Annotated in this window: 24 protein-coding genes and 1 pseudogene; 9 read left to right on the top strand and 16 right to left on the bottom strand. The window is 72.0% G+C overall.

The features are described from left to right. Nucleotides 1–81: 81 nt before the first annotated feature. The 5 genes and pseudogenes from ACSC1Q_RS38250 to ACSC1Q_RS38230 all read right to left on the bottom strand — a co-directional run bounded on the left by ACSC1Q_RS38250 (nt 82) and on the right by ACSC1Q_RS38230 (nt 2,384). Nucleotides 82–546: a hypothetical protein gene (locus tag ACSC1Q_RS38250; RefSeq protein ID WP_436763622.1), complete on the bottom strand. Its 465-nt coding sequence runs from the start codon at nt 544–546 to the stop codon at nt 82–84. Between the two features lie 163 nt (nt 547–709). Beyond that, a complete protein-coding gene (locus ACSC1Q_RS38245; RefSeq protein ID WP_436763621.1) occupies nt 710–1,132 on the bottom strand; it encodes a hypothetical protein in 423 nt (140 codons plus the stop codon). Between the two features lie 70 nt (nt 1,133–1,202). Further along, a pseudogene (locus tag ACSC1Q_RS38240) lies at nt 1,203–1,370 on the bottom strand (hypothetical protein); the annotation flags it as partial. Between the two features lie 37 nt (nt 1,371–1,407). Next, on the bottom strand, nt 1,408–1,752 hold the full coding sequence (locus tag ACSC1Q_RS38235) for an alpha/beta fold hydrolase (protein WP_436763620.1): 345 nt from the start codon (nt 1,750–1,752) through the stop codon (nt 1,408–1,410). A 32-nt stretch (nt 1,753–1,784) separates the two neighbouring features. Continuing rightward, entirely contained in the window at nt 1,785–2,384 is a 600-nt protein-coding gene (locus ACSC1Q_RS38230) for a TetR/AcrR family transcriptional regulator (RefSeq protein WP_436763647.1), read from the bottom strand. 74 nt (nt 2,385–2,458) lie between these two features. Here ACSC1Q_RS38230 and ACSC1Q_RS38225 point away from each other — a divergent pair, with 74 nt between their 5' ends. The 5 genes from ACSC1Q_RS38225 to pcaG all read left to right on the top strand — a co-directional run bounded on the left by ACSC1Q_RS38225 (nt 2,459) and on the right by pcaG (nt 6,543). Continuing rightward, on the top strand, nt 2,459–3,286 hold the full coding sequence (locus tag ACSC1Q_RS38225; RefSeq protein ID WP_436763619.1) for a class I SAM-dependent methyltransferase: 828 nt from the start codon (nt 2,459–2,461) through the stop codon (nt 3,284–3,286). A gap of 281 nt (nt 3,287–3,567) precedes the next feature. Further along, nucleotides 3,568–4,374: a CoA transferase subunit A gene (locus ACSC1Q_RS38220; RefSeq protein WP_436763618.1), complete on the top strand. Its 807-nt coding sequence runs from the start codon at nt 3,568–3,570 to the stop codon at nt 4,372–4,374. Further along, nucleotides 4,371–5,000, top strand: a complete 630-nt coding sequence (locus ACSC1Q_RS38215) for a CoA transferase subunit B (RefSeq protein WP_436763617.1) — start codon at nt 4,371–4,373, stop codon at nt 4,998–5,000. The genes ACSC1Q_RS38220 and ACSC1Q_RS38215 overlap by 4 nt, the downstream gene beginning before the upstream one ends. 245 nt (nt 5,001–5,245) lie before the next feature. Beyond that, nucleotides 5,246–6,022 carry a protocatechuate 3,4-dioxygenase subunit beta gene (gene pcaH, locus ACSC1Q_RS38210; RefSeq protein ID WP_436763616.1) on the top strand — a complete coding sequence of 259 codons (777 nt, stop codon included), beginning with the start codon at nt 5,246–5,248 and terminating at the stop codon, nt 6,020–6,022. After that, the gene (pcaG, locus tag ACSC1Q_RS38205) at nt 6,019–6,543 is read left to right on the top strand and encodes a protocatechuate 3,4-dioxygenase subunit alpha (RefSeq protein WP_436763615.1); all 525 of its coding nucleotides are present in this window, start codon (nt 6,019–6,021) and stop codon (nt 6,541–6,543) included. The genes pcaH and pcaG overlap by 4 nt, the downstream gene beginning before the upstream one ends. Before the next feature lie 230 nt (nt 6,544–6,773). Here pcaG and ACSC1Q_RS38200 read toward each other — a convergent pair whose 3' ends face one another. Beyond that, on the bottom strand, nt 6,774–6,983 hold the full coding sequence (locus ACSC1Q_RS38200; RefSeq protein ID WP_436763614.1) for a hypothetical protein: 210 nt from the start codon (nt 6,981–6,983) through the stop codon (nt 6,774–6,776). A 226-nt stretch (nt 6,984–7,209) separates the two neighbouring features. Between ACSC1Q_RS38200 and ACSC1Q_RS38195 the strand changes: the two genes are divergently transcribed. Further along, a complete protein-coding gene (locus ACSC1Q_RS38195; RefSeq protein ID WP_436763613.1) occupies nt 7,210–8,154 on the top strand; it encodes a ThuA domain-containing protein in 945 nt (314 codons plus the stop codon). 57 nt (nt 8,155–8,211) lie between these two features. On the opposite strand, the gene ACSC1Q_RS38190 is transcribed toward ACSC1Q_RS38195, so the two are convergent. Beyond that, nucleotides 8,212–8,889 (bottom strand): TetR/AcrR family transcriptional regulator, encoded by a 678-nt coding sequence (locus ACSC1Q_RS38190; RefSeq protein ID WP_436763612.1) that lies wholly within the window; start codon nt 8,887–8,889, stop codon nt 8,212–8,214. Nucleotides 8,890–9,064: 175 nt separating this feature from the next. Between ACSC1Q_RS38190 and ACSC1Q_RS38185 the strand changes: the two genes are divergently transcribed. The 3 genes from ACSC1Q_RS38185 to ACSC1Q_RS38175 all read left to right on the top strand — a co-directional run bounded on the left by ACSC1Q_RS38185 (nt 9,065) and on the right by ACSC1Q_RS38175 (nt 11,248). Beyond that, nucleotides 9,065–10,276 carry a cytochrome P450 gene (locus tag ACSC1Q_RS38185; protein ID WP_436763611.1) on the top strand — a complete coding sequence of 404 codons (1,212 nt, stop codon included), beginning with the start codon at nt 9,065–9,067 and terminating at the stop codon, nt 10,274–10,276. 40 nt (nt 10,277–10,316) lie between these two features. Beyond that, a complete protein-coding gene (locus tag ACSC1Q_RS38180; protein ID WP_436763610.1) occupies nt 10,317–10,511 on the top strand; it encodes a ferredoxin in 195 nt (64 codons plus the stop codon). A gap of 227 nt (nt 10,512–10,738) precedes the next feature. After that, the gene (locus ACSC1Q_RS38175; RefSeq protein WP_436763609.1) at nt 10,739–11,248 is read left to right on the top strand and encodes a hypothetical protein; all 510 of its coding nucleotides are present in this window, start codon (nt 10,739–10,741) and stop codon (nt 11,246–11,248) included. A 37-nt stretch (nt 11,249–11,285) separates the two neighbouring features. Here the strand turns inward: ACSC1Q_RS38175 and ACSC1Q_RS38170 are convergent, their stop codons facing one another. The 9 genes from ACSC1Q_RS38170 to ACSC1Q_RS38130 form a co-directional block, all read right to left on the bottom strand. Next, nucleotides 11,286–12,434: an NAD(P)/FAD-dependent oxidoreductase gene (locus tag ACSC1Q_RS38170; RefSeq protein ID WP_436763608.1), complete on the bottom strand. Its 1,149-nt coding sequence runs from the start codon at nt 12,432–12,434 to the stop codon at nt 11,286–11,288. A 354-nt stretch (nt 12,435–12,788) separates the two neighbouring features. Next, nucleotides 12,789–13,778: an amidohydrolase family protein gene (locus ACSC1Q_RS38165; protein ID WP_436763607.1), complete on the bottom strand. Its 990-nt coding sequence runs from the start codon at nt 13,776–13,778 to the stop codon at nt 12,789–12,791. Between the two features lie 75 nt (nt 13,779–13,853). Further along, entirely contained in the window at nt 13,854–14,336 is a 483-nt protein-coding gene (locus ACSC1Q_RS38160; protein ID WP_436763606.1) for a (2Fe-2S)-binding protein, read from the bottom strand. Further along, the gene (locus ACSC1Q_RS38155) at nt 14,333–15,259 is read right to left on the bottom strand and encodes an FAD binding domain-containing protein (RefSeq protein WP_436763605.1); all 927 of its coding nucleotides are present in this window, start codon (nt 15,257–15,259) and stop codon (nt 14,333–14,335) included. Before ACSC1Q_RS38155 ends, ACSC1Q_RS38160 begins: the two co-directional genes overlap by 4 nt. After that, nucleotides 15,256–17,700, bottom strand: coding sequence for a xanthine dehydrogenase family protein molybdopterin-binding subunit (locus ACSC1Q_RS38150; RefSeq protein ID WP_436763604.1), 2,445 nt, complete (start codon nt 17,698–17,700; stop codon nt 15,256–15,258). The genes ACSC1Q_RS38155 and ACSC1Q_RS38150 overlap by 4 nt, the downstream gene beginning before the upstream one ends. A gap of 431 nt (nt 17,701–18,131) precedes the next feature. Next, a complete protein-coding gene (locus tag ACSC1Q_RS38145; protein WP_436763603.1) occupies nt 18,132–19,400 on the bottom strand; it encodes a metallopeptidase domain-containing protein in 1,269 nt (422 codons plus the stop codon). 255 nt (nt 19,401–19,655) lie between these two features. Further along, nucleotides 19,656–21,068, bottom strand: a complete 1,413-nt coding sequence (locus ACSC1Q_RS38140; RefSeq protein ID WP_436763602.1) for a glycoside hydrolase family 43 protein — start codon at nt 21,066–21,068, stop codon at nt 19,656–19,658. A gap of 302 nt (nt 21,069–21,370) precedes the next feature. Beyond that, nucleotides 21,371–22,402 (bottom strand): LacI family DNA-binding transcriptional regulator, encoded by a 1,032-nt coding sequence (locus tag ACSC1Q_RS38135; RefSeq protein WP_436763601.1) that lies wholly within the window; start codon nt 22,400–22,402, stop codon nt 21,371–21,373. Between the two features lie 132 nt (nt 22,403–22,534). Then, nucleotides 22,535–25,780, bottom strand: coding sequence for a discoidin domain-containing protein (locus tag ACSC1Q_RS38130; RefSeq protein WP_436763600.1), 3,246 nt, complete (start codon nt 25,778–25,780; stop codon nt 22,535–22,537). Nucleotides 25,781–25,830 lie beyond the last annotated feature (50 nt).

Raw genomic sequence — 25,830 nt, 5'->3', positions numbered from 1 at the left:
CGGGTGGCGGAGGCGGTCGGCTCGTACGAGGCGGCGCGGGCCGAGCGGGAGCGGGTGCCGGGGCGGTTCGCCGGGGTGTGGTCAGATGGCGTTGTCCAGCTGTCCGGCCACCTGCTCCAGGCCACTCTTGACGAGCCGCCCGTACTCGTCGTCGCCAAGTGCGCCGATCCCGTCCCGCGCCTGCTGGAGGTGCTCACGGGCGAGGCCGAGATCGCCCAGCTTGCGATAGCACTCGCTCAGGTTGAGGTGCAACGACGGATACAGGCCGGCCACCGAGAGCGGCACCCCGGCCTGGGCCACCCGCTCGTCGGTGATCAGGCCGACGGCGGCGAGCGCCCGCAGGTCCCACATCAGCTCCTCGCGCACGTCGTCCTGCACGTCGGCCATCGAATGGGCGAGGACGCAGACATGCAGCGGGTCGCCCTGCTCGCCGCCGATGTCGTCCCAGATCCGCGCGAACAACTCGCGAGCGGCTTCACGCCGACCTTGGTGGTGATGCAGCTCCACCCCCTGGCCGATCCGGGCCATCGTCGGGTCGGTGGTCATCAGCGGCTCCTTCACCGTCGGGGGCGACCGCGGCCAGCCTACCCGCCTGAGGCGGCTCAACGATCTTCAAACTTCTGGCCGGCCGGTCCGCCTGGCACTCCCGGGTGGTCCCGGTCGTGGTGCCGCCCGTACCACCGCGCGAGGTCACCCCGCCCGGAGCGGTTCACCGGGCAGAGCCCGCGCGTGCGTCGAGCATGTCCGCTCTGGCGGCGGCCGTCGCCCGTGCCTGCTCGTCGAGCCCGTCCCGGTCGCCGGTGGCCCGCGCGCGCGTAGTCCGGATGCCGAGCGCGCTCGCCTCGGCCTGGTAGCGGCCGGTGGCGCGAGCGGCGGTTCGGCCTGAGCGGCGGCGTACGTCCCGCCGCCAGCGGCGGCGTTCTCCGAGGTCGGCGAGCGGTGCCACCTCCCCGGGGGCGATGTGCCCGTCGCACGCGAGAGCCGGCAGGGCCGCGGCGATCGTCTTCTTCTCGCGGCCGCGCAGTACGAGCGCCACGATCAGCATCGCGAGGAACACCGGCACCATCACGGCCCCGTAGAGCTTGTAGATCAGGAACGGGTCGCCTCCGGCGAGCCCCGCCCAGTCCCACACACCGTGCAGCGTGCGCGACGAGCAGGCCCGCGAGAGAGAGCCCCGCGCGTGCGGCCCCGCCGCGCCTGCTCGTGGCGGCGGCGGCGACGCCGAGCCCGAACACGGCGACCATGAGCGGGTGGAAGAACGGCACCATCACCACGCGCAGGAAGAAGCCGGCGCCGAGCAGAGCGACCGCGTTCACGTCGGACGTGCCCGACGCGGCGAAGGCGGTGACGGCGCGGCCGAAGTAGAGGATGTTCTCCGTGGTCGAGGGACGCCTTTCCTGCCGACGGTCACAGGGCGCGGAGGAAGCCCGCGAGGATCTTGTTGAAGACGCCGGGATGTTCCATGTTGGGGTAGTGGGCGGCGTCGTCGACGGAGACGGCGCGGCCGTCCGCGACGGTTTCGACGAGGCGTCCGGCCATGCCGATGTGGTCGGGGGAGTCGACGGCGCCGTGGACGGCCAGCACCGGGACGTCGATCTCGGCGGCGCGGGCCCAGGTGCCGGGCACCGGGACGAGCCGGTCGGGTTCGCCGGAGGTGTGCTTGCCCATGGTCTCCGCGGCCATGCGGCGCAGGTGGCGTACGACGCCGGGGTCGACCTCGTCGAGGGTCCGGTGCGGGCCCGCCGCGAACAACGTGAACGCCTCGATCGAGGCGGGCGGGCGGCTCAGAGCAGCCGTCTCTGCACGACGTCGGCGATGACCGCGGCCACGATCCGGTGGACGGCCCCGGCCTCCGGCGGGGTGCCCCCCGTGCCGGCGTACAGCAGGTGCCCGGCCCCGACCAGCGTGAACGCGAGCGTGTCGACGTCGGCGTCCGCCGCGATGCGGCCCATCTCGCACTCGGCGGTGAGGTAGGAGGCGAGCATGGCCCCGGCCTCCGCCAGGACCGGGACGCCGGGCGATCCGGACCGGCGCAGCCGGGCGCGCAGGTCGTCCCGGGAGATGACGAGACCGACGATCGCCACGGCGACCGTCTCGAACAGCTCCGTCAGCGCGCCGGTGAGGTTGCCGGCGACGGTGCCGGTCCCGGCGGAGTCGTGCAGGGCGGTGGCCCGGGCGCCGATCCGGGCGACGCGGTCCAGCACGAGCTCGGCGAGGAAGGCGTCGAAGTCGGCGAAGTGCCGGTGCAGGACCCCCTTGGCGCAGTCGGCCTCCGTGGTGACCGCCCGGCTGGTCAGCGCGTTCGGCCCGTCCCTGAGCAGGACGCGCTCGGCGGCGTCGAACAGCTGCTCGCGCGCGTCGCGCATGGCCACCCCCGTCGGCACGTGCATCCCCACTTCCGGCCGCATCGAAGAGCCCGCCCGTTGACGAGTGGGCATGTGCCCACTACGGTGGGCATATGCCCACTATACCGCCGGGCGGAACGCCCATTCCCGAGAACGACCCTCATCGACGTCGCCAGGTGGCGGAGTCGTTCGGCTCGGACGCCGGACGCTACGACCGCGCCCGGCCCCGCTATCCCGACGCCATGATCGACCGGATCGTCACCGCCACTCCCGGGCCCGGCGTCCTCGACGTCGGCTGCGGCACCGGCATAGCGGCCCGGCAGTTCCGGGCGGCCGGCTGCGAGGTGCTCGGCGTCGAGCCCGACGCGCGGATGGCCGACTTCGCCCGGCGCGGCGGGATCGAGGTCGAGGTGGCGACCTTCGAGGACTGGGGCGCCGCCGGCCGGGTCTTCGACGCGGTCGTCGCCGGGACGGCCTGGCACTGGGTGGACCCGGTGGCGGGAGCCGCCAAGGCGGCGCTGGTGCTGCGGCCCGGTGGCCGGCTGGCGGCGTTCTGGCACGTGTTCGAGCTCCCGGCCGGCGTGACGGAGGCCTTCGCCGCGGTCTACCGGCGGGTGGTGCCCGACTCGCCGTTCGTCTTCCAGGGGGTGGGAAACGCCCTGGAGGGGTACCAGCCGCTGTTCACCAAGGCCGCCGACGGGATCCGGGAGGTGGGCGGGTTCGGCGACCCGGAACAGTGGCGGTTCGACTGGGAGTGCTCCTACACCCGGGAGGCGTGGCTGGACCAGCTGCCCACCTCCGGCGCGCTCACCTGGCTCCCGCCGGACCGGCTGGCGGAGGTGCTGGAGGGCGTCGGGGACGCCATCGACGCGATGGGGGGCGGCTTCACGATGCCCTACACCACGGTGGTCGTCACCGCCGCGCGAACCGGCACCGCCTGACGCGACCGCGTACGCGGTGAGGCCGGTGTGCGCGGTGAGGCCGGTGTGCGCGGTGAGGCCGGTGTGCGCGGTGAGGCCGGCGTACGCGGTGAGGCCGGCGTGCGCCGTAAAGCTGCTGTACGCGGTACGGCCGTTGTGCGAGGCGTGGCGTCCGGCCCGCGCTTCGGAGGGCCTGCCGTGCGTGCCGTTTCCTTTCGCGCGGGGGAGGCGCTTTGACAGGACGGCCGCCGGTACACATACTCAAGTGCGCGATAATGAACTAAAGTTCGCACAGCGAACACATGGCCGAACGGAGCGTCGTGCGCGGAGACCGCGGGGGCAAGGTGATCGCCACGGCCGCGGAGGCCCTGGCGGATGTGCGCGACGGCGCGTCGTTCGCGGTGGGCGGGTTCGGCCTGAGCGGCATCCCGAACGTGCTGATCCAGGCCCTGTACGACACGGGGGTGCGCGGGATCGGCGTGGTGTCGAACAACTGCGGCGTGGACGGCGGCGGCCTGGGCGTCCTGCTGGAGGCCGGGCGGATCGGCCGGGTGACCGCCTCCTACATCGGTGACAACAAGGAGTTCGCCCGGCAGTACCTGACGGGCGAGCTGGAGGTTGAGCTCACCCCGCAGGGCAGCCTGGCCGAACGGCTGCGCGCGGGTGGCTGCGGCATCCCCGCCTTCTACACCCCGGCAGGGGTCGGCACGCCCGTCGCCGACGGCGGGCTGCCGCTGCGGCACGGCCCGGACGGCTCGGTGGTGCTCGCCTCGCCGCCCAAGGAGGTGCGCGAGTTCGACGGCCGGGCCTACGTGCTGGAGCACGGCATCACCACCGACTTCGCGCTGGTGCGGGCGGCCAGGGGAGACCGGCACGGCAACCTCGTGTTCGGCAAGGCCGCGAGGAACTTCAACCCGCTGGCCGCGATGGCCGGGCGGGTCACGATCGCCGAGGTCGAGGAGCTGACCGAGCTCGACCCCGACGAGATCCACCTGCCAGGGGTGTTCGTCCAGCGCGTCGTGCCGCTCACCCCCGAGCAGGCCGCCGACAAGGCCGTCGAGCGGCGTACCACCTCTGTGCCCGCCGAGCGGGAGGGGACCACCTCATGAGCTGGAGCCGTGACCAGATGGTCGCGCGCGCGGCGGACGAGCTGCGCGACGGTGACCACGTCAACCTCGGCATCGGCCTGCCCACCCGCATCCCCTCCTTCCTGCCGCCGGGCACGGATGTGATCCTGCACTCGGAGAACGGCATCCTCGGCGTCGGCCCCTATCCCGCGCCCGACGCGGTCGACCCCGACCTGATCAACGCGGGGAAGGAGACCGTGACCGTGCTCCCCGGCGCGTCGTTCTTCGACTCCTCGCTGTCTTTCGGCATGATCCGAGGGGGGCACATCGACGTGGCGGTGCTGGGCGCGATGCAGGTCTCGGCCCGTGGCGACCTGGCCAACTGGATGGTCCCCGGCAGGCTCGTCAAGGGCATGGGCGGCGCGATGGACCTGGTCCACGGCGCCCGCAGGGTCATCGTGATCATGGATCACGTCGCCAAGGACGGCTCGCCGAAGATCGTCGAGAGGTGCTCGCTGCCCCTCACGGGGAAGGAGTGCGTCCACCGGATCATCACCGACCTCGGCGTCCTCGACGTCACGGGGGAGGGGCTGGCGCTGGTGGAGACCGCACCCGGGGTGAGCCTGGCGGAGCTGCGCGATCGTACGGACGCGGAGGTGAGGGCATGAGGGACGTCTCCCTCGTGGACGCTGTGGACGCCGGGCGCGTACCCTCCGGTCGTCGCGGCGGGCCGGTGTCGGGCACCCGTCCGGACGGGCCGGCCACCCGCGTCGTCGGGGCCGTGGCCGGGGTAGACGGCGCCGGTCCCGCCTCCCCGCGCGCCGGTCGTCCTGCCCGGCCCTCGCCCGGTGCCGCGCGACGGATCGCCGGTGCCGGTCAGGGCCTCGCCGTCGTTCCCGAAAGGTAGGAGTTCATGTCAACACCCCTCACGCAGGCCGACATAGACCGCGAGATCGCCGAGCTCCGCTTCACCGGCGCCAGTGACGGTGACGGTCACGGTGACGGCAGGGAGGTTCACCACCCGTCCCGCGACTACGGCCCCTACCGCAGCACCGCGCTCCGCCACCCGAGGCAACCGCTGATCGCGATCAAGGACCCGGAGGCGGCCGAACTGGCCGGGCCGGTCTTCGGCGTCACCGACGTCACCGCGCTCGACGCCGACCTGACCAGGCAGCACCTCGCCGAGCCGCTGGGCGAGCGCATCACCGTGCACGGCCGCGTCCTCGACAGGAACGGCCGCCCGGTGCGCGGCCAGCTCGTGGAGATCTGGCAGGCCAACGCCTCCGGCCGCTACCCGCACCAGCGCGACGACCACCCGGCCCCGCTCGACCCCAACTTCACCGGAGTCGGCCGCTGCCTCACCGGCGACGACGGCGGCTACGCCTTCACCACGATCAAGCCCGGCGCCTACCCGTGGCGCAACCACACCAACGCCTGGCGTCCCGCGCACATCCACTTCTCGGTCTTCGGCACCGCCTTCACCCAGCGCCTGATCACCCAGATGTACTTCCCGAACGACCCGCTGTTCCCCTACGACCCGATCTTCAACTCCGTCACCGACGAGCGGGCCCGGCAGCGCATGGTCGCCGCCTACGAGCACGACCTGTCCGTTCCCGAGTGGTCCCTCGGCTACCGGTGGGACATCGTCCTGGACGGCCCCGCCGCGACCTGGACGGAGGAGGGCCGGTGAACCCCACCCCCTCGCAGACCGTCGGCCCCTTCTACGGCTACGCGCTCCCGTTCCCCGGCGGCGGTGACATCGCGACCGGCGGGATCACCCTGCACGGGTACGTCTACGACGGCGCGGGCGATCCGGTGCCGGACGCGCTGCTGGAGTTCTGGCAGGCCGCCCCCTCCGGGGACCTCACCGGCGCGCCGGGCACGCTGCGCCGCGACCCGGTGAACGGCGCGGTCATCGGCAGGAACGGTGTCGACTTCACCGGCTTCGGCCGGGTGCCCACCGAGGCCGACGGCCGCTGGACGCTGCGCACGCTCGTGCCCGGCAACGGCTACGTCAGCGTGTGCGTGTTCGCCCGCGGCCTGCTGCACCACCTCTACACCCGCGTCTACCTCGCCCACGACGCCTTCCTCGACTCGCTGCCGCCCGAGCGCGCACACACGCTGCTCGCCGCGCGGGAGGGGGAGGACCGCTACCGCTTCGACATCCACCTGCAGGGCGAGAAGGAGACGATCTTCTTCGACTTCGGCTGACTCGGGTTCGGGCGGTTCGGGTTCGGCCGGTTCCGGGCCGTCACCCGTGGAGGCGAGCGGCGTTCGCGGGGCGCCGTCCTCCACGAGCGGCGGGCTTCACGGGGCGGTGCTTCCACGGAGGCCTCATGGGCCGCGGAACCGGTCCGCGTGGTCGGTCACCCAGGTACGGAACGTGCGTGCCGGGGACCCGGTGACCTCCTCCATCGTGGCGGTGGCCGCTCTCGGCGCGGTCACCATCCCGGATTGGGCCCGCAGGACGCCGTCCACGGCCTCGGGGGGTCGGCCTCGGGCGAGCTCAGATGCTGGTACAGCATCGCGAGGAAGTTGGTCTTACCCGCCGCCCCGTCCCCGATCGCGACGACCTTGAAGGCCGGGTTGTCGGCGCGGTCCTTCGCCGGCGCCGCCGGTGGAGAGGCGGGTTGCTCGACGAGATCCGTCACCGTCGCCCACCCTTCGGCGGGGTCCGCCCGGGACGGCGGGAGGTCTCGCGTAATCGCTTCACGAAACGGTTCGCCGGATCCGGTGGGCGGCGCACGATAGGCCGGACCCGGCGGTGAAGCAAGAGCTTGTTTTAGGGCATCGGCGCTGGACACGCTCAAGACCCCCCCAGTGGATCAAGCGATCCACCTAGTGGACCGAGGCACGTGAGGTGCCCATGCGCGTAAGGTGTTCGTCCCTGTCCATCGCCGCCTTCGGCGCGGCGGCACTCCTTCTCACCCTCACCTCCCCCGGCTCCGCGGCCTCACCCGGCCACGGCAAGGGGGCCGAGAACCTCGGCGACCCCGACTACGGCGTCTGCCGGGGCACCGACCCCGCTGCTACCACGACTGGGGCAACTTCGCCCCCGCCGAGGGCTACCGCCTGCTCGTCCACAGCCGCACCGCCGGCCCCCGCCACGCCCACCTCGGAACCCCCCTCGGCTCCGGCCTGAACCCGCCGCTCGACGGCGACGACGTCGCGGTCAAGGCCGTGATCAAGCTGGGGGAGGAAAACGGGTTCGCCGTCGATTACACCGAGGACGTCGCCCAGCTGTCCTCGGCGGGCAGGCTGCTGTCGTACAACGCCGTGATGTTCCTCAGCACCACCCGCGACAGCCTCGACGACGCCGCGCGGACCGCCCTGCGGCAGTGCGTCCGCGCCGGCGGTGGTTTCGCCGGCGTCCACAACGCCTTCGGCACCGAGTACAACTGGCCCTGGTACGAGGGCCTGCTCGGCAACGCCGACTTCTACGACCACGGCGCCAACCAGCCGGGAGTCGTCGAGACCGTCGGCAGGCGGGACGTCTCCACCCAGGGGCTGCCGAAGCGCTGGGCGTTCTCCGACGAGTGGTACAACCTCGTGCCGTTCCCGACTCGGGTCAGGGTGCTGGCCAAGGTGGACGAGAGCACGCTCGCCCGGCGGGTGCGCGGCAACCTCGGTCACCCCGGCCACGGAGACGACCACCCGGTCAGCTGGTGCCAGTACTACGACGGCGGCAAGGCCTGGCTCACCACCCTCGGCCACGACGTCAAGGCGTGGACCGACGAGCCGATGGAGGGCGATCGCCACTTCGTCCAGCACCTGCTCGGCGGGGTGAGATCGGTGCTCGGCATGGCGCCCTTCTGCCGCTGACCCGGGAGCCCGGCCACCTCAGGACACGCCGCCGATCCGTGGACCAGGTCGGTGGACTCAGGTGGGTGTGCCGGCGTCGGCGCGGTGGTAGAGCGCGCTGAAGAGCGGCCAGGTCAGGGCGGCCATCTCGGCCGGAGGACGCGGGCAGCCGCGCTGGAGCCAGTCGGAGGCCACGCCGATGAGCGCCCCGGCGGTGAACGCGGCCGGGACGTCGTGCGGGATGTCGTGCGAGCTGCCCGGCGGCGGGATTTCGCGTGGGATGCCCGGCGGCGGGCCGGAGTATCCCGCCAGATCACCGGCGGCGATCTGCTGGAGGCGGTCGTGGACGGTCGCGGCGATGCGGCGGCGGATGTGGTCGACGACGCGCGCGCTGCCCTGCGGCCCCAGCAGGGTGCGAAAGAGCCCGGCGTGCTCGGCGAGGCTGGCGAAGAACGCCTCCAGCGACTGGGTCGCCTCCGGCTCCGGGTCCGCCGCCTCCGGGCCGGGGCCGGGCAGGGACTCGATCAGCCCGTCGATCATCGCGGTGCAGGCGACCTCGGCGAGCTCGTGGACGTCGCGGTAGTGGTCGTAGAAGGTCGAGCGGCTCACTCCGGCGCATTCGGCGACGTCGGCGACGGTGATCCGGGAGAGGTCCCGCTCCTCGACGAGCTCGATCAGCGCGCGTGCCAGGGCCGTGTGGGTGCGGCGCACGCGCCGGTCACCCGAGGGGGAGTTGCTGTTCTTGGTCGTGGCCACGTTCTTACTTTACCGTCAAACTACATGTGTAGGTTTCCCGACATGTGTAGGGTACCGTGAAGGTGCATTCGTTACCTGGCGTGCGGCCCCTTCCCTCGCGCCCGCCTGACAGGGGAGCGGCACAGGCACGCACGGCACGGCCCGCCCGATCCATCCGTTCGCAAGGAGATGACGCATGAGTGCCAACGAGCAGGTCCTGCGCTACCCGATCCCCAACGACAGGGCGCTCGACCCGCCCGCGGAGTGGGCCGAGCTGCGCGGCAAGTGCCCGGTGGCGCACGTGGAGCTGCCCAGCGGCGACCGGGCGACGCTGCTGACCCGCTACGAGGACGTCAGGCAGGTGCTCGCGGACCCGCGCTTCACCCGTCAGCTCACCGCCCCCGACGCGGCGCGACTGTCGGCGGAGGGCGGCGGGGTCTTCAGCAGCGAGATGGCGCAGATCATCCCCGACGGGGGCGAGGAGCACCAGCACTGGCGGCGCCTGGTCGGCAAGTGGTTCACCGCCAAGCGGATGTCCGCCCTGCGGCCCTCGATGGCCCGGATCGCCGAGGAGCTCATCGACGAGATGGTCGAGCGCGGCGCACCGGGTGACCTCAGGTCGGCCCTGGGCTTCCCGCTGCCGGTGTACGTCATCTGCGACATGCTCGGCGTGCCGGCCGCCGACCGGGACCGGTTCTCGTACTGGTCCGACACCCTGCTGAACCTCACCCGCTACACCAAGGCCGAGACCGAGGCCGCCCAGGCGGAGTTCTTCCAGTACATGTCCGAGCACGTCACCGCCAAGCGCGCCGAGCCGGGCGAGGACCTGCTGAGCGAGCTGATCGCGGCCGGCGGCCCCGAGGACGGCGGGCTGTCCGACATCCAGATCCTGGTCACCGGCATGGGGCTGCTGGTCGCCGGGCACGAGACCACCGCCAACATGATCGGCAAGATGGTCTCCATGCTGCTGGACGACCGCGACCGGTGGGAGCGATTGCTCGCCGACCCTTCGCTGGTACGCACGGCGGTGGAGGAGACGCTGCGGCTCGACGCCAACTCCGGCTTCGGCCTGCCGCGCTACCTGCCGGAGGAGACCGAGGTGAGCGGCACCGCCCTGCCCCGGGGCACCACCGTGGTGTGCAGCATGGCCGCGGCCAACCGGGACGAGAGCGTCTTCGAGGCCGCCGCCGAGATGGACCTGAGCCGCAGCCCGAACCCGCACCTGGCCTTCGGCGCGGGCGCCCACTCCTGCCTGGGCCAGTCACTGGCGCGCACCGAGCTGCAGGTCGTACTCGAAGTGCTGCTGCGCAGGCTTCCGTCCCTGGAGCTGGCCGTCCCGGTGGAGGAGCTGGAGCGCGTGGAGGGGCTCGCCGTCGGCGGCCTGCGCACGGTGCCGGTCCGCTGGTGACCCGGCACCACCCCACCCGGACAACGGAGAGGAACCAGGTATGAAGGTCATCGTGGACGAGGACAAGTGCTGCGGCGCCGGCCAGTGCGTGCTGATCGCGCCGGAGGTGTTCGACCAGCGCGACGACGACGGCATCGTCCTCCTGCTCGAACCCGAGCCCGGCGCGGACCGGCACGCCCTGGTCCGCGAGGCCGCCGCCGTCTGCCCCGCCGCCGCGATCACGCTGAGCGAGTAGGTCAGAGCGGTTCCCGTACGCCTCGCGCACCCCGTACACGCTGAGGTGATCTCGCCCGCGATGCCCGCGATGCCCGGGGGCGGGTGAACCCGCCGGTGCCGATCGCCGCTTCGTTCTCGCCGCCTCCGGGAGGCGGCGAGATTTTCCGGTGGGAGATGTCGAGGCGTCCGTGACGGCTCCGACCACGGGGTGTACGAAGTCTCACCGCGCATTCCAGGGAATTCACCATGTCCAACGCCGGTACCGGCGAGTCCGCTCGCGTCCTCAAGGTCGCCGCCGGGGTCGGGCGCACCGATCGGCAGGCGCCGGTGCGCGACGCGCGCCACGAGGCGCTGGAGGTCCTGATCGGCAAGTGGATCAACGAAGGGCACACGGTCGACGCCGAGGGGATCCCGCCGGGCCCGATCCTGACCAGCGATGTCTACGAGTGGGCGCCGGGCGGCTTCTTCGTGGTGCACTCGGCGTACGGCAGGATCGGTGACACGAGTGTCGGCGGCGTCGAGATCATCGGAGTCGACGGCGACGCGTACCGCTCCACGTTCTACGACAGCTTCGGCAACGTCCACAACTCGCGCGTGGAGGTCGGCGGCGAGGTGATCAGGTGGATCGGGGACCTGACCCGTTGCACGGTGACGATCACGGATGGCGGTACGACCCAGGTCGCCCACCACGAGTCCAGCGCGGACGGTGTGAGCTGGAGCGCGTCGATGGACGTCACGCTCCGCAGGGCGGGGTGAGCGGGCGGCGTCCTCGTTCTCGTCCTCGTTCTCGTCCTCAGCCGAGCCGGGCGCGGTGCAGGCGGGCGGCCTTGGCCATGTTCCAGCCCAGCACGCCGGTGGGCTCGCCGTCGAGGTGGTAGAGGGCGACGAACCGGTTCTGCCCCGGATCGCCCTCCACCACCTCCACCTCGGCTCCGGCCGGAAGGAATCCGTGAGCCTGGATCTTGACGTCGTACTGGTCGGTCCAGAAGTAGGGGATCGGCGTGTAGGGGCGCTCCTCGCCGAGAATGCCGGCGGCCACGACCTGGGCCTGGTCCACCGCGTTGGTGCGGTTCTCCAGCCGTAGTCTCCGGCCCAGACCCTCGTGGTGCCAGGAGGCCACGTCGCCCACCGCGTAGACGCCGTCGGCGGCGCGCAGCCGCGCGTCGCACTCCACCCCGTCGCCCACGGTCAGCCCGCTGCCCTCCAGCCAGCCGGTCGCCGGGCGGGAGCCGATCGCCACCACGACCGCGTCGGCGGGCAGCAGCTCGCCGGACGCGAGCCGCACTCCCGTCACCCGGCCGCCGGAGCCGACCAGCTCCCCGACGGCGACACCCAGCCGCAGCCGGACGCCGCGCTCGGCGTGCAGCTCGCCGAGCAGCGTGGCGGCCGGGTCGCCGAGCTGGTCGGCCAGGACCGTCCGGCCCAGGCCGACGAGGGTGACGTCGAGGCCGAGACCACGCGCGGTGGCGGCGACCTCGGCGCCGAGCACGCCCTCGCCGACGACCACGAGCCGCGGTCCTTCGAGCAGGTGCGCGCGCAGGCCGAGCGCGTCGTCCATGGTGCGCAGTACGTGCACGCCCGCGAGCCCTTCCTGGCCGGGCAGCCGCGACGGGGTCAGGCCGGTGGCCACGACGACGGTCTCGGCGCGCAGGGTGAGCCCGGTGGCGGTGGTCACCTCGCGGGCGGCGGCGTCCAGCCGGACCGCCGGATCGCCGAGGATGAACTCGGCGTCCAGCCTGGCCAGCTCGGCCTCGGGGCGCAGGTGCGCCCGCTCGCTCTCCCAGGCGCCGGACAGCACCTGCTTGGACAGGGGCGGCCGGTCGTAGGGCGGGTGCGATTCGGCGCCCAGGACGGTGATGCCGTCCTGGTGGCCCTTGCGGCGCAGCGCCTCCGCGACGGCCAGGCCACCCGCGGAGGCGCCCACGACGAGGACGCCGGTCAAGGCCGCCGGTCCAGGGTGAATCCGCCGGCCGGGACGGTCGCGCCGGTGGGGAACGAGGCGGTGCCGGAGGCGGGGAGTCGCGCGGCACCGGCTCTCGCCCGGCCGATCCCGGCCCCCTCTCCCGCTACCGGGCCGGCCCCGGTGCCGAAGGCGCTCGGGAGATGGTCCTTGCTGCTCAGGAGAGGATCCTTTCCGTCGAGTCCGTCGAGTGGCCGACGCGTGCCGGGCGCCGGGGCGCTCACCCCGGCCCGGACGGAGGAACGGCTCCCGGCGGGGGATCGACCCGCCAACCGGACATGGCTGTCCGGTAGTCACCGTACTCTACCGGCACTTCCCCGGCCGGACCAGCCTCGGTCAGGAGCGGTGGGCCAGGCCCAGGAAGGCGCGTCCGTTCGCTTCGAGGGTCGCGGCGTCGATCCCGTTGTCCAGCGGGAAGCGGGCGGGATCCGGCTGTGCCATGTCGAACGGGTAGTCGCTGCCGCAGATGATCCGATCCCGTGAGGCACGCGCCCTCAGCAGTCCCAGCACCTCCGGATCATGGGTGACCGTGTCGAAGTACAGCAGGGAGAACGACTCGGCGGGCGGACGGTCGCTTCCCCGCCGTACCTCCGCCCGCGTCCGCCAGCCGTGTTCCCAGCGCCCGAGCAGGGACGGCGCGCAGCCTCCGCCGTGGACGAAGCAGATCCGCAGGTCCGGCAGCGTCTCCATGACACCGCTCAGGAGTATCGACGCCACGGCGGTGGCGGTCTCCACCGGGTTGCCGATCAGGTTGTTCAGGTAGTGCTCCTCCCATTCGGGGCGCGGCGACTGCGTCGGGTGCACCAGGACCGCGAGGTCCAGCTCGGCGGCGACACCGAGCACCTCGCGCATGACACCCTCGCCGTAGGACCGTCCCCGCACGAGCGGCGGGACGGCGATACCGGCGACGCGTTCCGCCGCCGCCAGCCGCGTCATCTCCCGCCGGGCGGCGTCCACGTCGTCCAGCCGTACCAGCCCGAGTCCCACGAGCGCCCCGCCGGCGGACGACACGGCCTCGGCGAGCCGCTCGTTGTAGGAGGCGACGTAGTCGTCCGCCTCGGCCGGAGCGTGGACGGGGAACGCGAAGGGCGGTGCCGAGATGGCACGGACGCCGAGGCCGGCCCTCGCGGTGTCGGCGACGAGCGTGCCGACGTCGCTCATCGACGCCGCCGGGAACGACAACGGAAGATCGCCGAGGAACAGCTCGCCGTCGCGTTCGTTCATGCCCGCCGACGGACTGCCGGGTGGGAGGGCGAACAGCTCTCGCGGCAGCCAGTGCGCGTGGACGTCGACGATCCCCGCGCGGATGTCACCTGTCACGGCCATCGTTCCCTCCTCGCTCGTCACCTTCGCTCTTCGCCCGCCGCTCTCGCGGAGGTCATCCCAGGGCCGGAGGTCACCTCAGGACGGGGTCCGCGGCCACTCGCTCGCGGCGCGTGCGATCGCGCGCCGGATGGGCTCGTAGCCGGTGCACCGGCAGATGTTGGAGCCGACCAGGGCGGCGACGCGTTCCGGGTCGTCGCCGGCGGAGGGGTCCGCCTCCAGCGCCCCGGCGGCCACCATCAGGAAGCCCGGCGTGCAGAAACCGCACTGCAGGGCGTGCTCGGCGGAGAAGGCCCGCTGCAGCGGATGGGGCTCGCCGCCGGGACCGGACAGCCCCTCGACGGTACGGACCGAGCCGCCGTCGCACTGCACGGCCAGCACGAGACACGACCGGACGGCCTCGCCGTCGACCAGCACCGTGCAGGCCCCGCAGACGCCGTGCTCGCAGCCCAGGTGCGTGCCCGTGAGGCGGCAGTCCTCGCGCAGCACGTCGGCCAGAGCGCGCCGGGGCTCCACGTCGAGCGCGCGCTCCTCGCCGTTCACCGTGATGGTGATCTTCATGGGTGGCCTCCTCCGGATGCGCCGATCCGTGACCGCTGATCCCGCGCCGCCTCGCACAGGGTCCTGCCGACCAGGACGGCGACGGCCTGGCGCCGGTACTCCACGTCGGCGTACGGCTCGGGCAGGGGCGCGGCGTCCCGCTCGGCGGCGACGCGGCCCGCGCGGGCGAACGGGTGGTCGCCGGGCACCCGGTGCCCGGCCGGGGGCGTGATCTCGGCGCCGATCAGCGCCCGCTCGGCGGCGTGCGCCCGCACCGGCCGGTCGGCGCAGTTGACGAGCCCGATCCTCGCCTCGGTGATCACCCCGTCGGACGCGGTGAGCGCCGCCGCCACGGCCACCTGGGCGAAGCAGAAGTGCGTGCGCCGGTGCTCGACGAAGCCGACACCGGTGTCGTCCGCGAGCAGCGGGAACCGTACGGCGGTGATGAGCTCGTCCGGCGCGCGCGAGGTCAGGAACGGCCCGAGGAAGTAGTCGCGAGCCGCGATCTCACGCCGGCCGCCGGCGCCGCGCACCTCGACGGTGGCGCCGAGGGCGAGCGCGAGGGCGCACCACTCCGCGGCCGGGTGCGCCCAGGCGAGGCTGCCGACCAGGGTGCCGCGGGTGCGGATGGGCGGGTGGGCGACGTTGACGACGGCGCGGGAGAACAGCGTGCCGAGCGGGCCCGGCACGGCCCCTTCCCGCTCGAAGGCGGCGTGGCGGACCAGGGCGCCGACCCGCAGCGTGCCGTCGCCGACGGTCAGGTGGCCGAGTTCGGCGACGCGGTTGATGTCGATCACCAGGTCGGGGCGGACGCGCTGCAGGCGCATCTCCAGGATGAGGCTCTGCCCACCGGCGAGAATCCGGGCACCCGGCCCGGTGCCGAGCGCGTCGACTGCCTCGCGTACGGTGCGCGGCACGACGTAGTCGAAGGCGGCGGGCTTCACCGGCCTTCCTCCCCGAACTCCCCGAACTCCCCGGACTTTCCGGTCTCCCCGAGCTCCTCGGACTTCTCGGGCTTCCCGGGCTCTGCGAGCTCTGCGGAGGGTCCCTCGGGCTCCCCGAACTTCGGGGCGCGGGCCGCCCGCCACACCACGTCCGGGGTGAGCGGCATCTGCAGCAGGCAGGGGTCGGCCGGCCGCAGCGCGTCGGCCACCGCGTTGACGATCGCGGCCGGAGCGCCGATGCAGCCCGACTCCCCGGCCCCCTTGGCGCCCAGTGGCGTGCTGGGGCTCGGCGTGCGGGTGTCCTTGATCTCGATGGGCGGGATCTCGGCGGACGTGGGCAGCAGGTAGTCCAGCAGCCCCTCGGCGAGCAGGGGTACGCCGTCCTCGCCGAAGGGGATGCCCTCGTACAGCGCCTGGCCGATTCCCTGGACGGCCGACCCGAAGGCCTGCCCGTGCACCATGGCCGGATCGAGCACCACCCCGCAGTCGTCCACCGCCACCAGCCGCAGCACGCGTACGGTGCCCAGCTCGGGGTCGACCTCCGCCACCGCCGCGTGGGCGCCGAACGGGAACGCCATGCCCGACTCGAACCGGTCGCCCACCCGCATCGGCCCGGTCGCCTTCACCAGCTCGGCCAGGTCCATCGCCGCCGAGCCGCCGAGGCCGCCGTGGCCGCCGTGGACGGTGTGCGCGGCGTGCACGGTGCCGTCGGACCACGCCACCTCCCCCTCCGGCACCTCCCACAGGGCCGCCGCCCGCGCCCGCGCCTCCTCGGCGAGCAGCAGGGCGGCTTCCCGCAGCGCCGCTCCGGCCACCTGCGCCGACCGGCTGGCGAAGGAGCCGACCCCTTCCGGCTGCTCGTCGGTGTCGCCCTCGACCAGCCGGACCCGCGTCCCGTCCACGCCGAGGGTCTCGGCGACCAGGGCGGGGAAGACCGTCTCGTGGCCCTGGCCGCTGGAGGCCGTGCCGCAGCGGGCGGTGAGCGTGCCGTCCTCGTGCGCCTCGACACTGGCGAACTCGTGCAGCCCTCCCGGTTCGCCGCCGGAGCGCTCCACGTAGCAGGACAGGCCGATCCCCAGGGGGAGGGCGTCCGGGTCCGTCCGGCGGCGGGCCCGCTCGGCCCGCCACCCGTCGTAGTCGAGGGTCCGCAGCGCCAGGTCGAGCGCGGCGGCGTAGTTCCCGCTGTCGTAGCGCCGCCCGGTGGGCGTCTCGTACGGGAAGTCCTCGGGCGGGATGAAGTTGCGCCGCCGCAGTTCCGCCGGGTCCATGCCCAGCTCGCGGGCGAGCGTGTCCATCGACCGCTCCAGCGCGATCGCCGCCTCGGGGCGCCCCGCGCCTCGATACGGGTAGGTCACCATGGTGTTGGTGACCATCGAGCGGACGGTGGCGTGCACCCGCGGGGTGGCGTACGGCCCGGTCGCCATCCAGGCGGTCTGCATGGGCAGCCCGACCCCGAGGTGGGGGTAGGCGCCGATGTCGGCGTCGATGTTCAGCTCGTACGCGAGCAGGCGCCCGTCGGCGTCGGCGGCGAGCCGGACCCTCTGGTCCTGTCCCCGGCCCCGGGTGGCGACCATCATCGACTCCAGCCGGTCCTCGATCCACCGGACGGGACGCCCGAGCTCCACCGCGAGGAAGGCGACCGCGATGAACTCCGGGAAGGTCGCGCTCTTCGACCCGAACGCGCCCCCGGTGTCCGGCGCCACCACGCGCACCCGCCCGACCCGCCCGCCCAGCAGCGCGGCCAGCTCCCGGCGCAGCCGGTGCGGTGCCTGGTGGCCCGACCACACCGTCAGCGTGTCCCCCTCGGGCACGGCGAGGATCGTCCTGCACTCCATGGGGGTGGGCATCAGCAGCTGCTGGCGGTACCGGCCCTCGACCACGACCGCCGCCTCCCGCCACACCGACTCCTCGATCGGCTTCCCGGTCTCCCCCAGCAGGGCGACGTTGCTCAGGCCGTCGAACAGGCGGACGGAGTCGTCCGCGGCGGCGGACGGCGTCACCACGGCGGGCAGCGGGTCGATCCGGAAGGTGATCGCGGCGGCCCCGTCCTCGGCCCGGTAGCGGTCCTCGCCCAGGACCACCACCAGCGCCTCGCCCGGGTAGCGCACCCGGTCCCTCACCAGCACCGGCCACTCCCGGCCGGCCACGGCCTCCTCGGTGGACAGCTGGGCGAGCGGCACGTACGGAACCGGGGGCAGGTCCTGCAACGTGGCGGCCGACTGCGCGCACGGCGGCATCTCGGAGAGATCGGCGGCGGACCAGGCGCCCACCACTCCCGGCACCTCGTAGGCGGCGGAGCAGTCCACCTCGCGCAGCGTGCCGTGGGCGACGTCGCTCCGCACGAACACGGCGTCCAGGCAGCCCGGCACGTCCATGTCGGCGACGTAGCGGCCCTCACCGGTGAGCAGCCGTTCGTCCTCACGCCTTGACCATTGCTCCACGACCAGAACCTCCGCGCCGTGCATGTCATCGCATGGTTCGGTTGATTTTCAGCGGGATGCGCAGGGGGCGACGGATATTCGTGGTCGACCGCGACGTGGCGGGTGGCGCGAGTCGTTTGCGGACGCATCTGATGCGCTAGTGAGATGTACTGAATCAACGGTACATGCGGATTTGATGAGGTTTTGGGGGCCTTGAAGGGAATTTGAAGATGATTTTCCCAGGCTTCGACGGCCGGTGTTCTCGCCGTCGCCGATCGCCGCCGTAAGGGAGCGTGGTCCCCGTGCGTGACGCCTTCCCACGGAGATGACACGGCCTCCGAGACAGGCCTCCGAAACAGGGCTTCGAGACAGGGCTTCGAGACAGGGCTTCGTGGCGGGGGAGAGGGAGCCGGGTGCTGAGCGGCTCCCCCCCGGTCCCGCCGGTCGGAGGGTCAGTAGCCGTAGCGGCTCTTGAGGTGGCGCCACCAGTCGCGGAACATCCAGGCGTCGAAGTCGGTGATCTGGCTCGCGCTGCCGGCCTTCATGATGAACCCGCCGACCCCGGACGGCGTCCAGTCGTAGAAGTCGTCCAGCCCGAAGCTGTGCCCTATCTCGTGCAACAGGATGTGGATGTTGTCGGCGTCGAGCGCGCCGACGAAGTACTCGCCGCCGATGCGCTGGCCCCAGTCACCGCCCGCGCCGCCGCCCATCCCCGCGGTGAGCCACAGGGACATGTCGTAGTGGCGCGCCGCCCCACCGGGACAGTTCGGGTACTGGCCGTTCTGGTTGAAGAAGCGCCCGCACGGCTCGGCGCACTGCGGGGCGCCCTCGCGGATGTTGTTGACGTAGACGTCGACGGAGTTGTCGCTCCACTGCAGCGTGGCGCGGTCGCGCACGGCCCACCCGACGACCTTGACGGGGACGCTGGTGTACGGCCAGCCGTTGTGGCCGGTCATCAGGTCGGTCCACTTCTTGACCTGGCGGGCCAGGGAGGCGTGGATCCGGTCGCGCAGCGCGGCGGAGACCGGCGCGCCCGACTCCCAGCGGACGCAGTAGTTGAGGCTGCCGCCGTTGGCCATGACCTGGTCCCACCCGTAGTTCCTGAAGGTGTTCAGCTGCGGGTAGGTGCTCTCGTAGTGCTGCCACACCTGGCCGAGGGGGGTGACCAGGTTCGCCGGAGGGTTCCAGCCCGTGCCGCCGCCGGGCGAGGTGCCGTTGGCCTTGACCTCCAGCAGGCCGATCGAGGAGGTGCCGGTGAGCAGCACCCGCAGCCTGGTCGTGGTGACGGTGGTGAAGGTGACGTGGTTGTACTGGTTGAGCGCCCGGCCGTAGGCGCTCGCCCCGGCCAGGTCGACGTAGGAGCTGCCGTTCCAGGACTGCAGCCGCCACGACGCCGGGACGCGCACGCCGCCGTTGTCGTCGAAGAAGTAGACGTCGGCCGAGGTCAGCGTCCGCGCGGAGGGCCAGGTGAGCAAGGCCCACTGCTCGCCGGTGTTGGGCCAGGTGCCCCAGCGCCGGTTGACGGTGTCGTTGGAGGAGGGCGGGTCGATGCCGTCGTTGAGGGCGGCGACGCTCTCCCAGGAGGAGGTGTAGGACGCCGACGCGGTCGCCGAGGGCGCCAGGTTGACGTCCGCGGCCGCCGCCGCGGGCACCGTGCCGCCGGGGGACAGGAGCAGGCCGAGCACCAGGGCGGGAACAGCCGCCGCCCACCGTCGTTTCATCGGGAACCTCCGTGTGTCGTCGTTGTCGCGTCGCCGGGGTGCTCCGGGGGCCGCCGAGCGGCGCCCCCGGCCCCCGGTCCACCCGCCGGTCAGGTCGGCGGGCCTCGACGTGGTGCTGAAGACGTGATGCTGAGGAACGTGGTGCTGAGGAACGTGGTGCTGAGGAACGTGATGCCGGGGATGTCGCGCTTTCAGGGACGTGCTTTCGAGGGCGTGCCCCCGGACAGGGACGTGCCTCCAGACGGGGACGTGCCGCTAGAGCGCCATCCATTCCAGGACGCCGGTCGAGTAGCCCGTCCTGGAGGTGATGTTCAGCCGCAGCCGCGTCGTGGAGATCTGGTTGAAGGTGGTGACGTTGTAGGTGTTCGCGCCGACGCCGCAGGCGGACTGGCCGGGCACGTTCACGTAGGCGCCGCCGTTCCAGTACTGGACCTGGCAGGACGCGGGCAGGTCGATCCCCTGGTCGTCGTCGAACCAGTAGGTCGCGACCTTGCCGAGGGTGCGCGCGCTCGGCCACTGGTACTCGATCCACTCGGTGCCCTGGTGGTTCCAGTTGCCGTAGGCGCCGTGGCTGTGGTCGGCCGAGCCGGACGGGACGAACCCGTCCTTGATCGCGCCGAGTGTCTCCCACGGGGAGACGTAGGAGGTGGACGCGGTCGCCGTCAGCGCGTGGTTGGTGCCGGACGGGGGCCGGCCGCCTCCGCCGCCGATCGGGGTCGTGGTCTGCACGACCTTCCGCATGGTGCCGTCGGCGTTCCAGTACAGCTTGTCCAAAGTGACCGAGCGGCGGAAGTCGCCGCCGCCCGGGGCTCCGGCGTTGTGGTAGACCATGTACCACTGGCCGTTGAACTCGATGATCGCCGGGTGGTTGGTGGTCGAGGTGACCTGGTCGAGCACGACGCCGCGCTGGGTCCACGGCCCCAGCGGGTTGCTCGCCGTGGCGTAGCGGACGCAGGCGTAGCCGGGCTGGGAGCACCCGGAGTCGTTGGCGGCGTAGGCGAGATAGTAGGTACCGTCGCGCTTGAACATCCAGGGCGCCTCCCAGAAGTTGCTCACTCCCGAGGGGGTGACGACCGGGCCGTCCAGGTTGATCATGTCGGGTTCGAGCCTGGCCGCGCGGACGCCGTAGTAGGAGCCCCAGTAGATGTACGCCTGGCCGTCGTCGTCGGTGAAGACGGTCGGGTCGATGTTGAGCGGGGAGGAGTTCGCGGTGCTGTCGCTGATCAGCGGCCCGCCCTTGGCGTCGGTGAACGGGCCGAGCGGGGAGTCGCCGACCGCGACGCCGATGTTCATCCACCCGGGGCCGTTGCCGTTGATCGAGGTGTACCAGTAGTACTTGCCGTTGCGCGGCTCGACCTCGCTCGCCCAGGCGTCGCCGCCGGCCCACGGGAAGCTGGACAGCGAGAGTTTCGCCCCCTGGTCGGTGAAGGTGGCGGCGTCGGTGGAGGTGTAGACGTGCCAGTCGCGCATGACGAAGTTGGTGCCTCCGGCGGAGGCCTCGTCATGGCCGGTGTAGAGGTAGAGGGTGTTCCCCACGACCAGCGCGGCGGGGTCGGCCGTGTAGATCGCGGTCGTGATCGGGGTCGCGGCCCTGGCGGGCACGGTGGTGGCGGGGACGAGTGCGATCGCGACGATCGCGGCGAGGACGGAGGTCCATCGTCGTCTCATGCGGCGCTCCTGGGGGGTCGAGGGAGTTTCTCGCTACATTTGTTTGCGCTAACATAATTTTGTGAACGCGCCCTGAAACTTTCCCGGGGAAGCGGGCGGCGCGTTTCGACCGAGGTTTCCCGAGTGTTTTCCACAACGCAAAGACTGTCAAGTCCTCACTCGACCGACCCGCACCGGCTCTGTGAGTTACCTACGAGCCGTGAGAACAGCGAAAAAGGCACGTCGAAGACGGCGGCGCACCGGCTGAGAAATACATTCCCAGAAATGCCGGACGGGCCGTCGCATCGTCATTTCCCGGTCGTTCAAAGAGCTCGGGGCGCCCTCCCGGTGCTCTCCCTGACAATCAGTTCGGTTCCGATGACCTTGACGGTTCTCCCGACGTCCCCCTCCATGCGCCGCAGCAGCAGGCGGAAGGCGTGGTCGCCGAGGGCGCGGAAGTCCTGGCGGACCGTGGTCAGCGACGGCCGCAGGTAACCGGTCTCGGGGACGTCGTCGAAACCGGCCACGCTCACGTCCTCGGGGACGCGCCGCCCCGCCTCGCGCAGCGCGCGCAGCACCCCCAGGGCCATCTGGTCGTTCGCCACGAAGATCGCCGTGACGTTCGGGCACTCCGCCAGCCGCCTGCCCAGCCGGTGGCCGGACTGCGGGCTCCAGTCGCCGGACAACACCTCGGGCACCGGCCGTCCCGCGGCCTCCAGCGCCGAACGCCACCCCTGGACGCGTTCCCGCGCGGCCGTCCAGCCGGCCGGTCCCGAGATGTGCCACACCGTCTCGTGGCCCAGGTCCAGCAGGTGCCCGGTGGCGGTGGCCGCGCCGCCGGCCTGGTCGGTCGTGACGACCGGGACGGGCATGCCCGCTCCGGCGTCCACCGCGACCAGGGCGAGGCCGGGGTGCAGGTCGCGTACGACACCGGCGGCCGCCTCGTGCGGCACGACGACGATGACGCCGTCGACCTCCTGGGAGCGCAGCCCGCGCACCCCCTCGCCGACCGAGCCGAGGTCGGCCGAGTCGAGGCAGGCGATGCTGACCGCGTAGCCGTGCCGCCTGGCGGCCCGCTCGATGGCGTACAGCGTGGCGGACGGGCCGTGCAGGGTGATGTCGAAGCCCACCACCCCCAGCACGCCCGAGCGGCCGGTGGCGAGCCGGCGGGCGGCCTGGTTGGGCCGGTAGCCGAGGCTGGCCACCGCCGCCAGGACCCGCGCCCGGGTGTCCGGGCGCACCCGCTCGGGGGCGTTGAGCGTACGCGAAACCGTCATGGCCGACACCCCGGCCAGCGCCGCCACGTCGCGCAGCACCGCCGATCCGGTCCGCGCCCGGCCGTGGTCCGGTGCCATGCGCTCCCTCCCGTCGTGTCGTCGGCCGCGCCGGCACCGGGGGCGGGAGGCCGGCGCGGCCGGAGGAGGGATCGCCGGGACGGCCTCCCCCCTCGCGTGGACCGCGGGGGCGCGTGCCCCCGCGGGGCCAGGTCAGGTTCCGTAGGCCTTGACTTCGAGAAGGCCGACGGAGCTGGTTCCGGCGGCGGTGAGCTGGACGCGGAGCCGGGTGGTGGGCAGGGCGGGGAAGGTGACGGTGTTGTACTGGTTCTTGGCCAGGGTGTAGGAACTCGCCCCGGGCACGTCGGCGTAAGCGGTGCCGTTCCAGTACTGCAGCTTCCAGGAGGCGGGCATGTCGACGCCGCCCTCGTCGTCGAAGAAGTAGACGTCGGCCCGGTTCAAGGTCCTGGCGGAGGCCCAGGTGAGGTCGGCCCACTGCTGGCCGGTTTCCGGCCAGGTGCCCCAGCGGGGGTTGACGGTGTCGTTGGAGGAGGGCGGGTCGACGCCGTCGTTGAGGGCGGTGACGCTCTCCCAGGCGGAGGTGTAGGACGCCGACGCGGTCGCCGAGGGCGCCAGGTTGGCCGGTGGCTGCACGCCGCCCCGGTTGTAGACCTTGATCTCGGTGAGCCCCGTCTTGGCGCCGGAGGCGTTGGTGGCCAGGACCCGCACCCGCTGCGCGCTGATCGCCGGGAACCGCACCACGTTGTAGTTGGCCCGCGGCGCCGACGGGCTCTTGGACTGGCCGGGCACGCTCACCCAGGAACCGCCGTTGTGATACTGGACGTCGTAGGAGGACGGCGCCCGGTAGGTGCCGCTGGCCGGGCGGCTGTCCTTGAAGTGCGGCCGGACCTCGCTGAACGTCCTGGCGGAGCCGAAGTTCAGCTCGTACCAGTCCTGGGCGTTCGCGGAGCCTCCCGCCCCCCAGAACGGCTCGTTGGTGGGGAAGCCGTCGATCGCGCCGGCCAGGTTGCTTCCCGAGCCGGTGTGCGAGGCGGAGGCGGTCGCCCCCGCGGCGAGGTTGGTCAGATTGGCCGTCAGGTCGACGCCCGCCTTGGCGAGCATGTCCACCATCCGGGCACCGCTCTGCACCACCTGGCCGGGGGCCCGCAGGCCGGAGACGGCGGCGCTGTAGGTGACCGTGCCGCCGGTGGTGACGGTGCCGGTGGCCGGGTCCCAGGTGAAGGGCACCAGCGAGCTCACGGTGGCGGTCCGGGTGCCGTTGACGTAGATGGAGTAGCCCTCGGGCACGCCCGGATAGCGTACGACGCCGTCGGCCGGGTCGTCCCAGACGATGGTGAGATCGGCGTTGCGGTAGCGCAGGTTGTTGACTGTGAAGTGGGTCCAGCCGATGTCGATCGGCGACAGCTCCACCTTCGCGTCGTTGCGCGGGCGCAGGCCGGCGACGTCCTCGATCACCGTCCAGTTGCCGCTGCCCAGGATGTTGTGGTGGATCCAGGAGCGGTAGTTGATCGAGGAGCCGTTCCAGTCGGCCCAGAACTCGTTGGCGTCGGGCCAGGAGGTGTTGCCGCTGACGTACTGGGCCCAGGTGTTCCAGTACAGCAGCTTCTTGTAGTCGGTCGCGTTCATCCACTCGTTGGGGTAGTTGCGCAGCACCGAGGAGTACAGCCGGAACTGCACGGTGGAGTTGATGGTGGAGAAGTTGTTCGAGCCCGGGTTGCCCGCCGCGGCCGCGGCCGCCTTGTCCACCTGGTTCGCCGTGTAGAAGGGGAAGATCGGATACTCGGCGGGGCTGTCGTACAGGCGCAGGGCCTGCCTGTAGGTGGCGGTGTTGGGGATGGCGCCGACCGCGAACGGGTAGTAGTTGTTGATCTCCTTCCAGGGCACCCACTCGTTCGTCGACTTCAGCCGGTGCTCGAAGAGCTGGCGGTTCGGGTTCCACAGCACGCCGACGATGGCGTTCTGGATCTGCGTGGCGAGCGTGCGCATCTCGGTGGCCTTGGCCGTGTTGCCGATCGCCTCGTAGGCCTGGGCCGCGGCGAGCGCGCCGCTGTACTGGTACGCCGACTCGGCGCGGTCCATGTTGCCGTTCTTCCAGTGGAAGGAGACGGCGTCGGCGTCGTTGCCGGTCAGGGCGCCCCAGTCGTACTCGATGAGCTTGTTGTTGTCGTGGTCGTAGTAGGCGAGCTGGCCCTTGACGTCCTGCTCGGCGTAGCGGGCGAGGTTGGCCGCGATGCCCGGCTGGCCGCCGTGGATCTGGTAGCTGCGCCAGGCCGCCTCGGAGATGTACTGCGTGTAGCTGTTGGACCAGTTCTCCGGGTCACCCGGGTTGTCCAGGAAGCGGCCGTTCTTGGAGGTCTGGCCGACGCTGAGCCAGTCGCCGTAGGAGTAGATCGGGTCGCGCAGATACTTGAGGTCGTCGATGTGCATCGGCTGGGTGAGCGCGATGGCGTTGTTGTAGCCCAGCACGCCCTCGGTCGAGGTCGGGAACTGGAACGTCTGGCCGGGGATGTCGGCGTCCAGGTGGTTGAAGCGCATCAGCCACCAGCGGTAGTAGACGTTCTTCTTGATCGCGGGTTCGGCCACGTCGACGTAGGGCACGTTCTGCGCCCACCACAGGTTGTAGGCCCGCACGTGGGCCGCGAACGCGGTGGCGTTGGAGTAGCCCTTGTAGGCGTTGTACTCCGTCAGCGACTCGGGGATCTCGTTGGCGACGAAGCCCATCACGATCTTGACGGTCACGGTCGCCCCGGCCGCGACGGTGACGGACCTGTTGAGCCCGCCGCTCGACACGGTGAAGCCGTCACCGCTGAGCCTCGGGTAGAGGGTGGTGAGGTTGTTGCGGGCGTTGACCTGCCCGGTCAGCTCGTTCCCCGAGCCGGAGGTGGCGTACGGCGAGGTCGCCCGCAGCTGCAGGGTGGTGGAGCCGCCGCCGCCGTTGGTGATCGACAGGTTCGTCACGGCGACGTTGTCGTCGGTGACGAACTTCGTCTGGGTGAGCGTGACCGAGCCGCTGGTGTGCACGCTCCGCCAGTGGCTGGGCACCTGCCGCCGCTGGCTCACCTGCTCGGTGAACGTGCCGGGGGTGACGGCGACGGTGTACGCGTTGTTGTCGCTGATGCTCTCCCAGTACGCCACCTGTCCGGCGAAGCCGAGCGTCGCGGGGTTGTGGGTCTTCATGAAGACCGCGCGGCCCCTGCTCATCAGCCAGGTGCCCGCCGGGTCGTTGCCGGTGCGCGCCAGCAGCCGGTCCACCCAGAAGTCGGTGCCGGAGCTCTCGGCGTCGTAGATGGACCGCATCATGTCGCCGGGGGTGTACGAGACCGGCGGGGCCGGGATCGCCGGGCCGCTGAAGGTGGGGAATCCGATGGTCTGGTCGGCGTTCGCCGGTGAGGCAGGTGAGGTGGCGGCGAGTGAGCCCGCTAAGAGAAGCAGGGCCATGACGATTCTTCTCATCGCAAAGGGGATCCGATCGGGGGTTGGGGGGTGGG

The organism is Streptosporangium heterodermiicola (genome assembly GCF_051390675.1).
Taxonomy (GTDB): Bacteria; Actinomycetota; Actinomycetes; order Streptosporangiales; family Streptosporangiaceae; genus Streptosporangium.
The sequence above is the reverse complement of the archived record's forward strand: the minus strand, read 5'-3'. Positions and strand labels throughout refer to the sequence as shown.

Excerpts from the sequence above, each read along its gene's own strand:
- ACSC1Q_RS38250 (WP_436763622.1), bottom strand. The coding sequence starts at position 546 with ATGACCACCGACCCGACGATGGCCCGGATCGGCCAGGGGGTGGAGCTG.
- ACSC1Q_RS38225 (WP_436763619.1), top strand. The coding sequence starts at position 2,459 with ATGCCCACTATACCGCCGGGCGGAACGCCCATTCCCGAGAACGACCCT.
- ACSC1Q_RS38220 (WP_436763618.1), top strand. The coding sequence starts at position 3,568 with ATGGCCGAACGGAGCGTCGTGCGCGGAGACCGCGGGGGCAAGGTGATC.
- ACSC1Q_RS38215 (WP_436763617.1), top strand. The coding sequence starts at position 4,371 with ATGAGCTGGAGCCGTGACCAGATGGTCGCGCGCGCGGCGGACGAGCTG.
- pcaH (WP_436763616.1), top strand. The coding sequence starts at position 5,246 with ATGTCAACACCCCTCACGCAGGCCGACATAGACCGCGAGATCGCCGAG.
- ACSC1Q_RS38185 (WP_436763611.1), top strand. The coding sequence starts at position 9,065 with ATGAGTGCCAACGAGCAGGTCCTGCGCTACCCGATCCCCAACGACAGG.
- ACSC1Q_RS38180 (WP_436763610.1), top strand. The coding sequence starts at position 10,317 with ATGAAGGTCATCGTGGACGAGGACAAGTGCTGCGGCGCCGGCCAGTGC.
- ACSC1Q_RS38175 (WP_436763609.1), top strand. The coding sequence starts at position 10,739 with ATGTCCAACGCCGGTACCGGCGAGTCCGCTCGCGTCCTCAAGGTCGCC.
- ACSC1Q_RS38165 (WP_436763607.1), bottom strand. The coding sequence starts at position 13,778 with ATGGCCGTGACAGGTGACATCCGCGCGGGGATCGTCGACGTCCACGCG.
- ACSC1Q_RS38160 (WP_436763606.1), bottom strand. The coding sequence starts at position 14,336 with ATGAAGATCACCATCACGGTGAACGGCGAGGAGCGCGCGCTCGACGTG.
- ACSC1Q_RS38145 (WP_436763603.1), bottom strand. The coding sequence starts at position 19,400 with ATGAAACGACGGTGGGCGGCGGCTGTTCCCGCCCTGGTGCTCGGCCTG.
- ACSC1Q_RS38140 (WP_436763602.1), bottom strand. The coding sequence starts at position 21,068 with ATGAGACGACGATGGACCTCCGTCCTCGCCGCGATCGTCGCGATCGCA.
- ACSC1Q_RS38135 (WP_436763601.1), bottom strand. The coding sequence starts at position 22,402 with ATGGCACCGGACCACGGCCGGGCGCGGACCGGATCGGCGGTGCTGCGC.
- ACSC1Q_RS38130 (WP_436763600.1), bottom strand. The coding sequence starts at position 25,780 with ATGGCCCTGCTTCTCTTAGCGGGCTCACTCGCCGCCACCTCACCTGCC.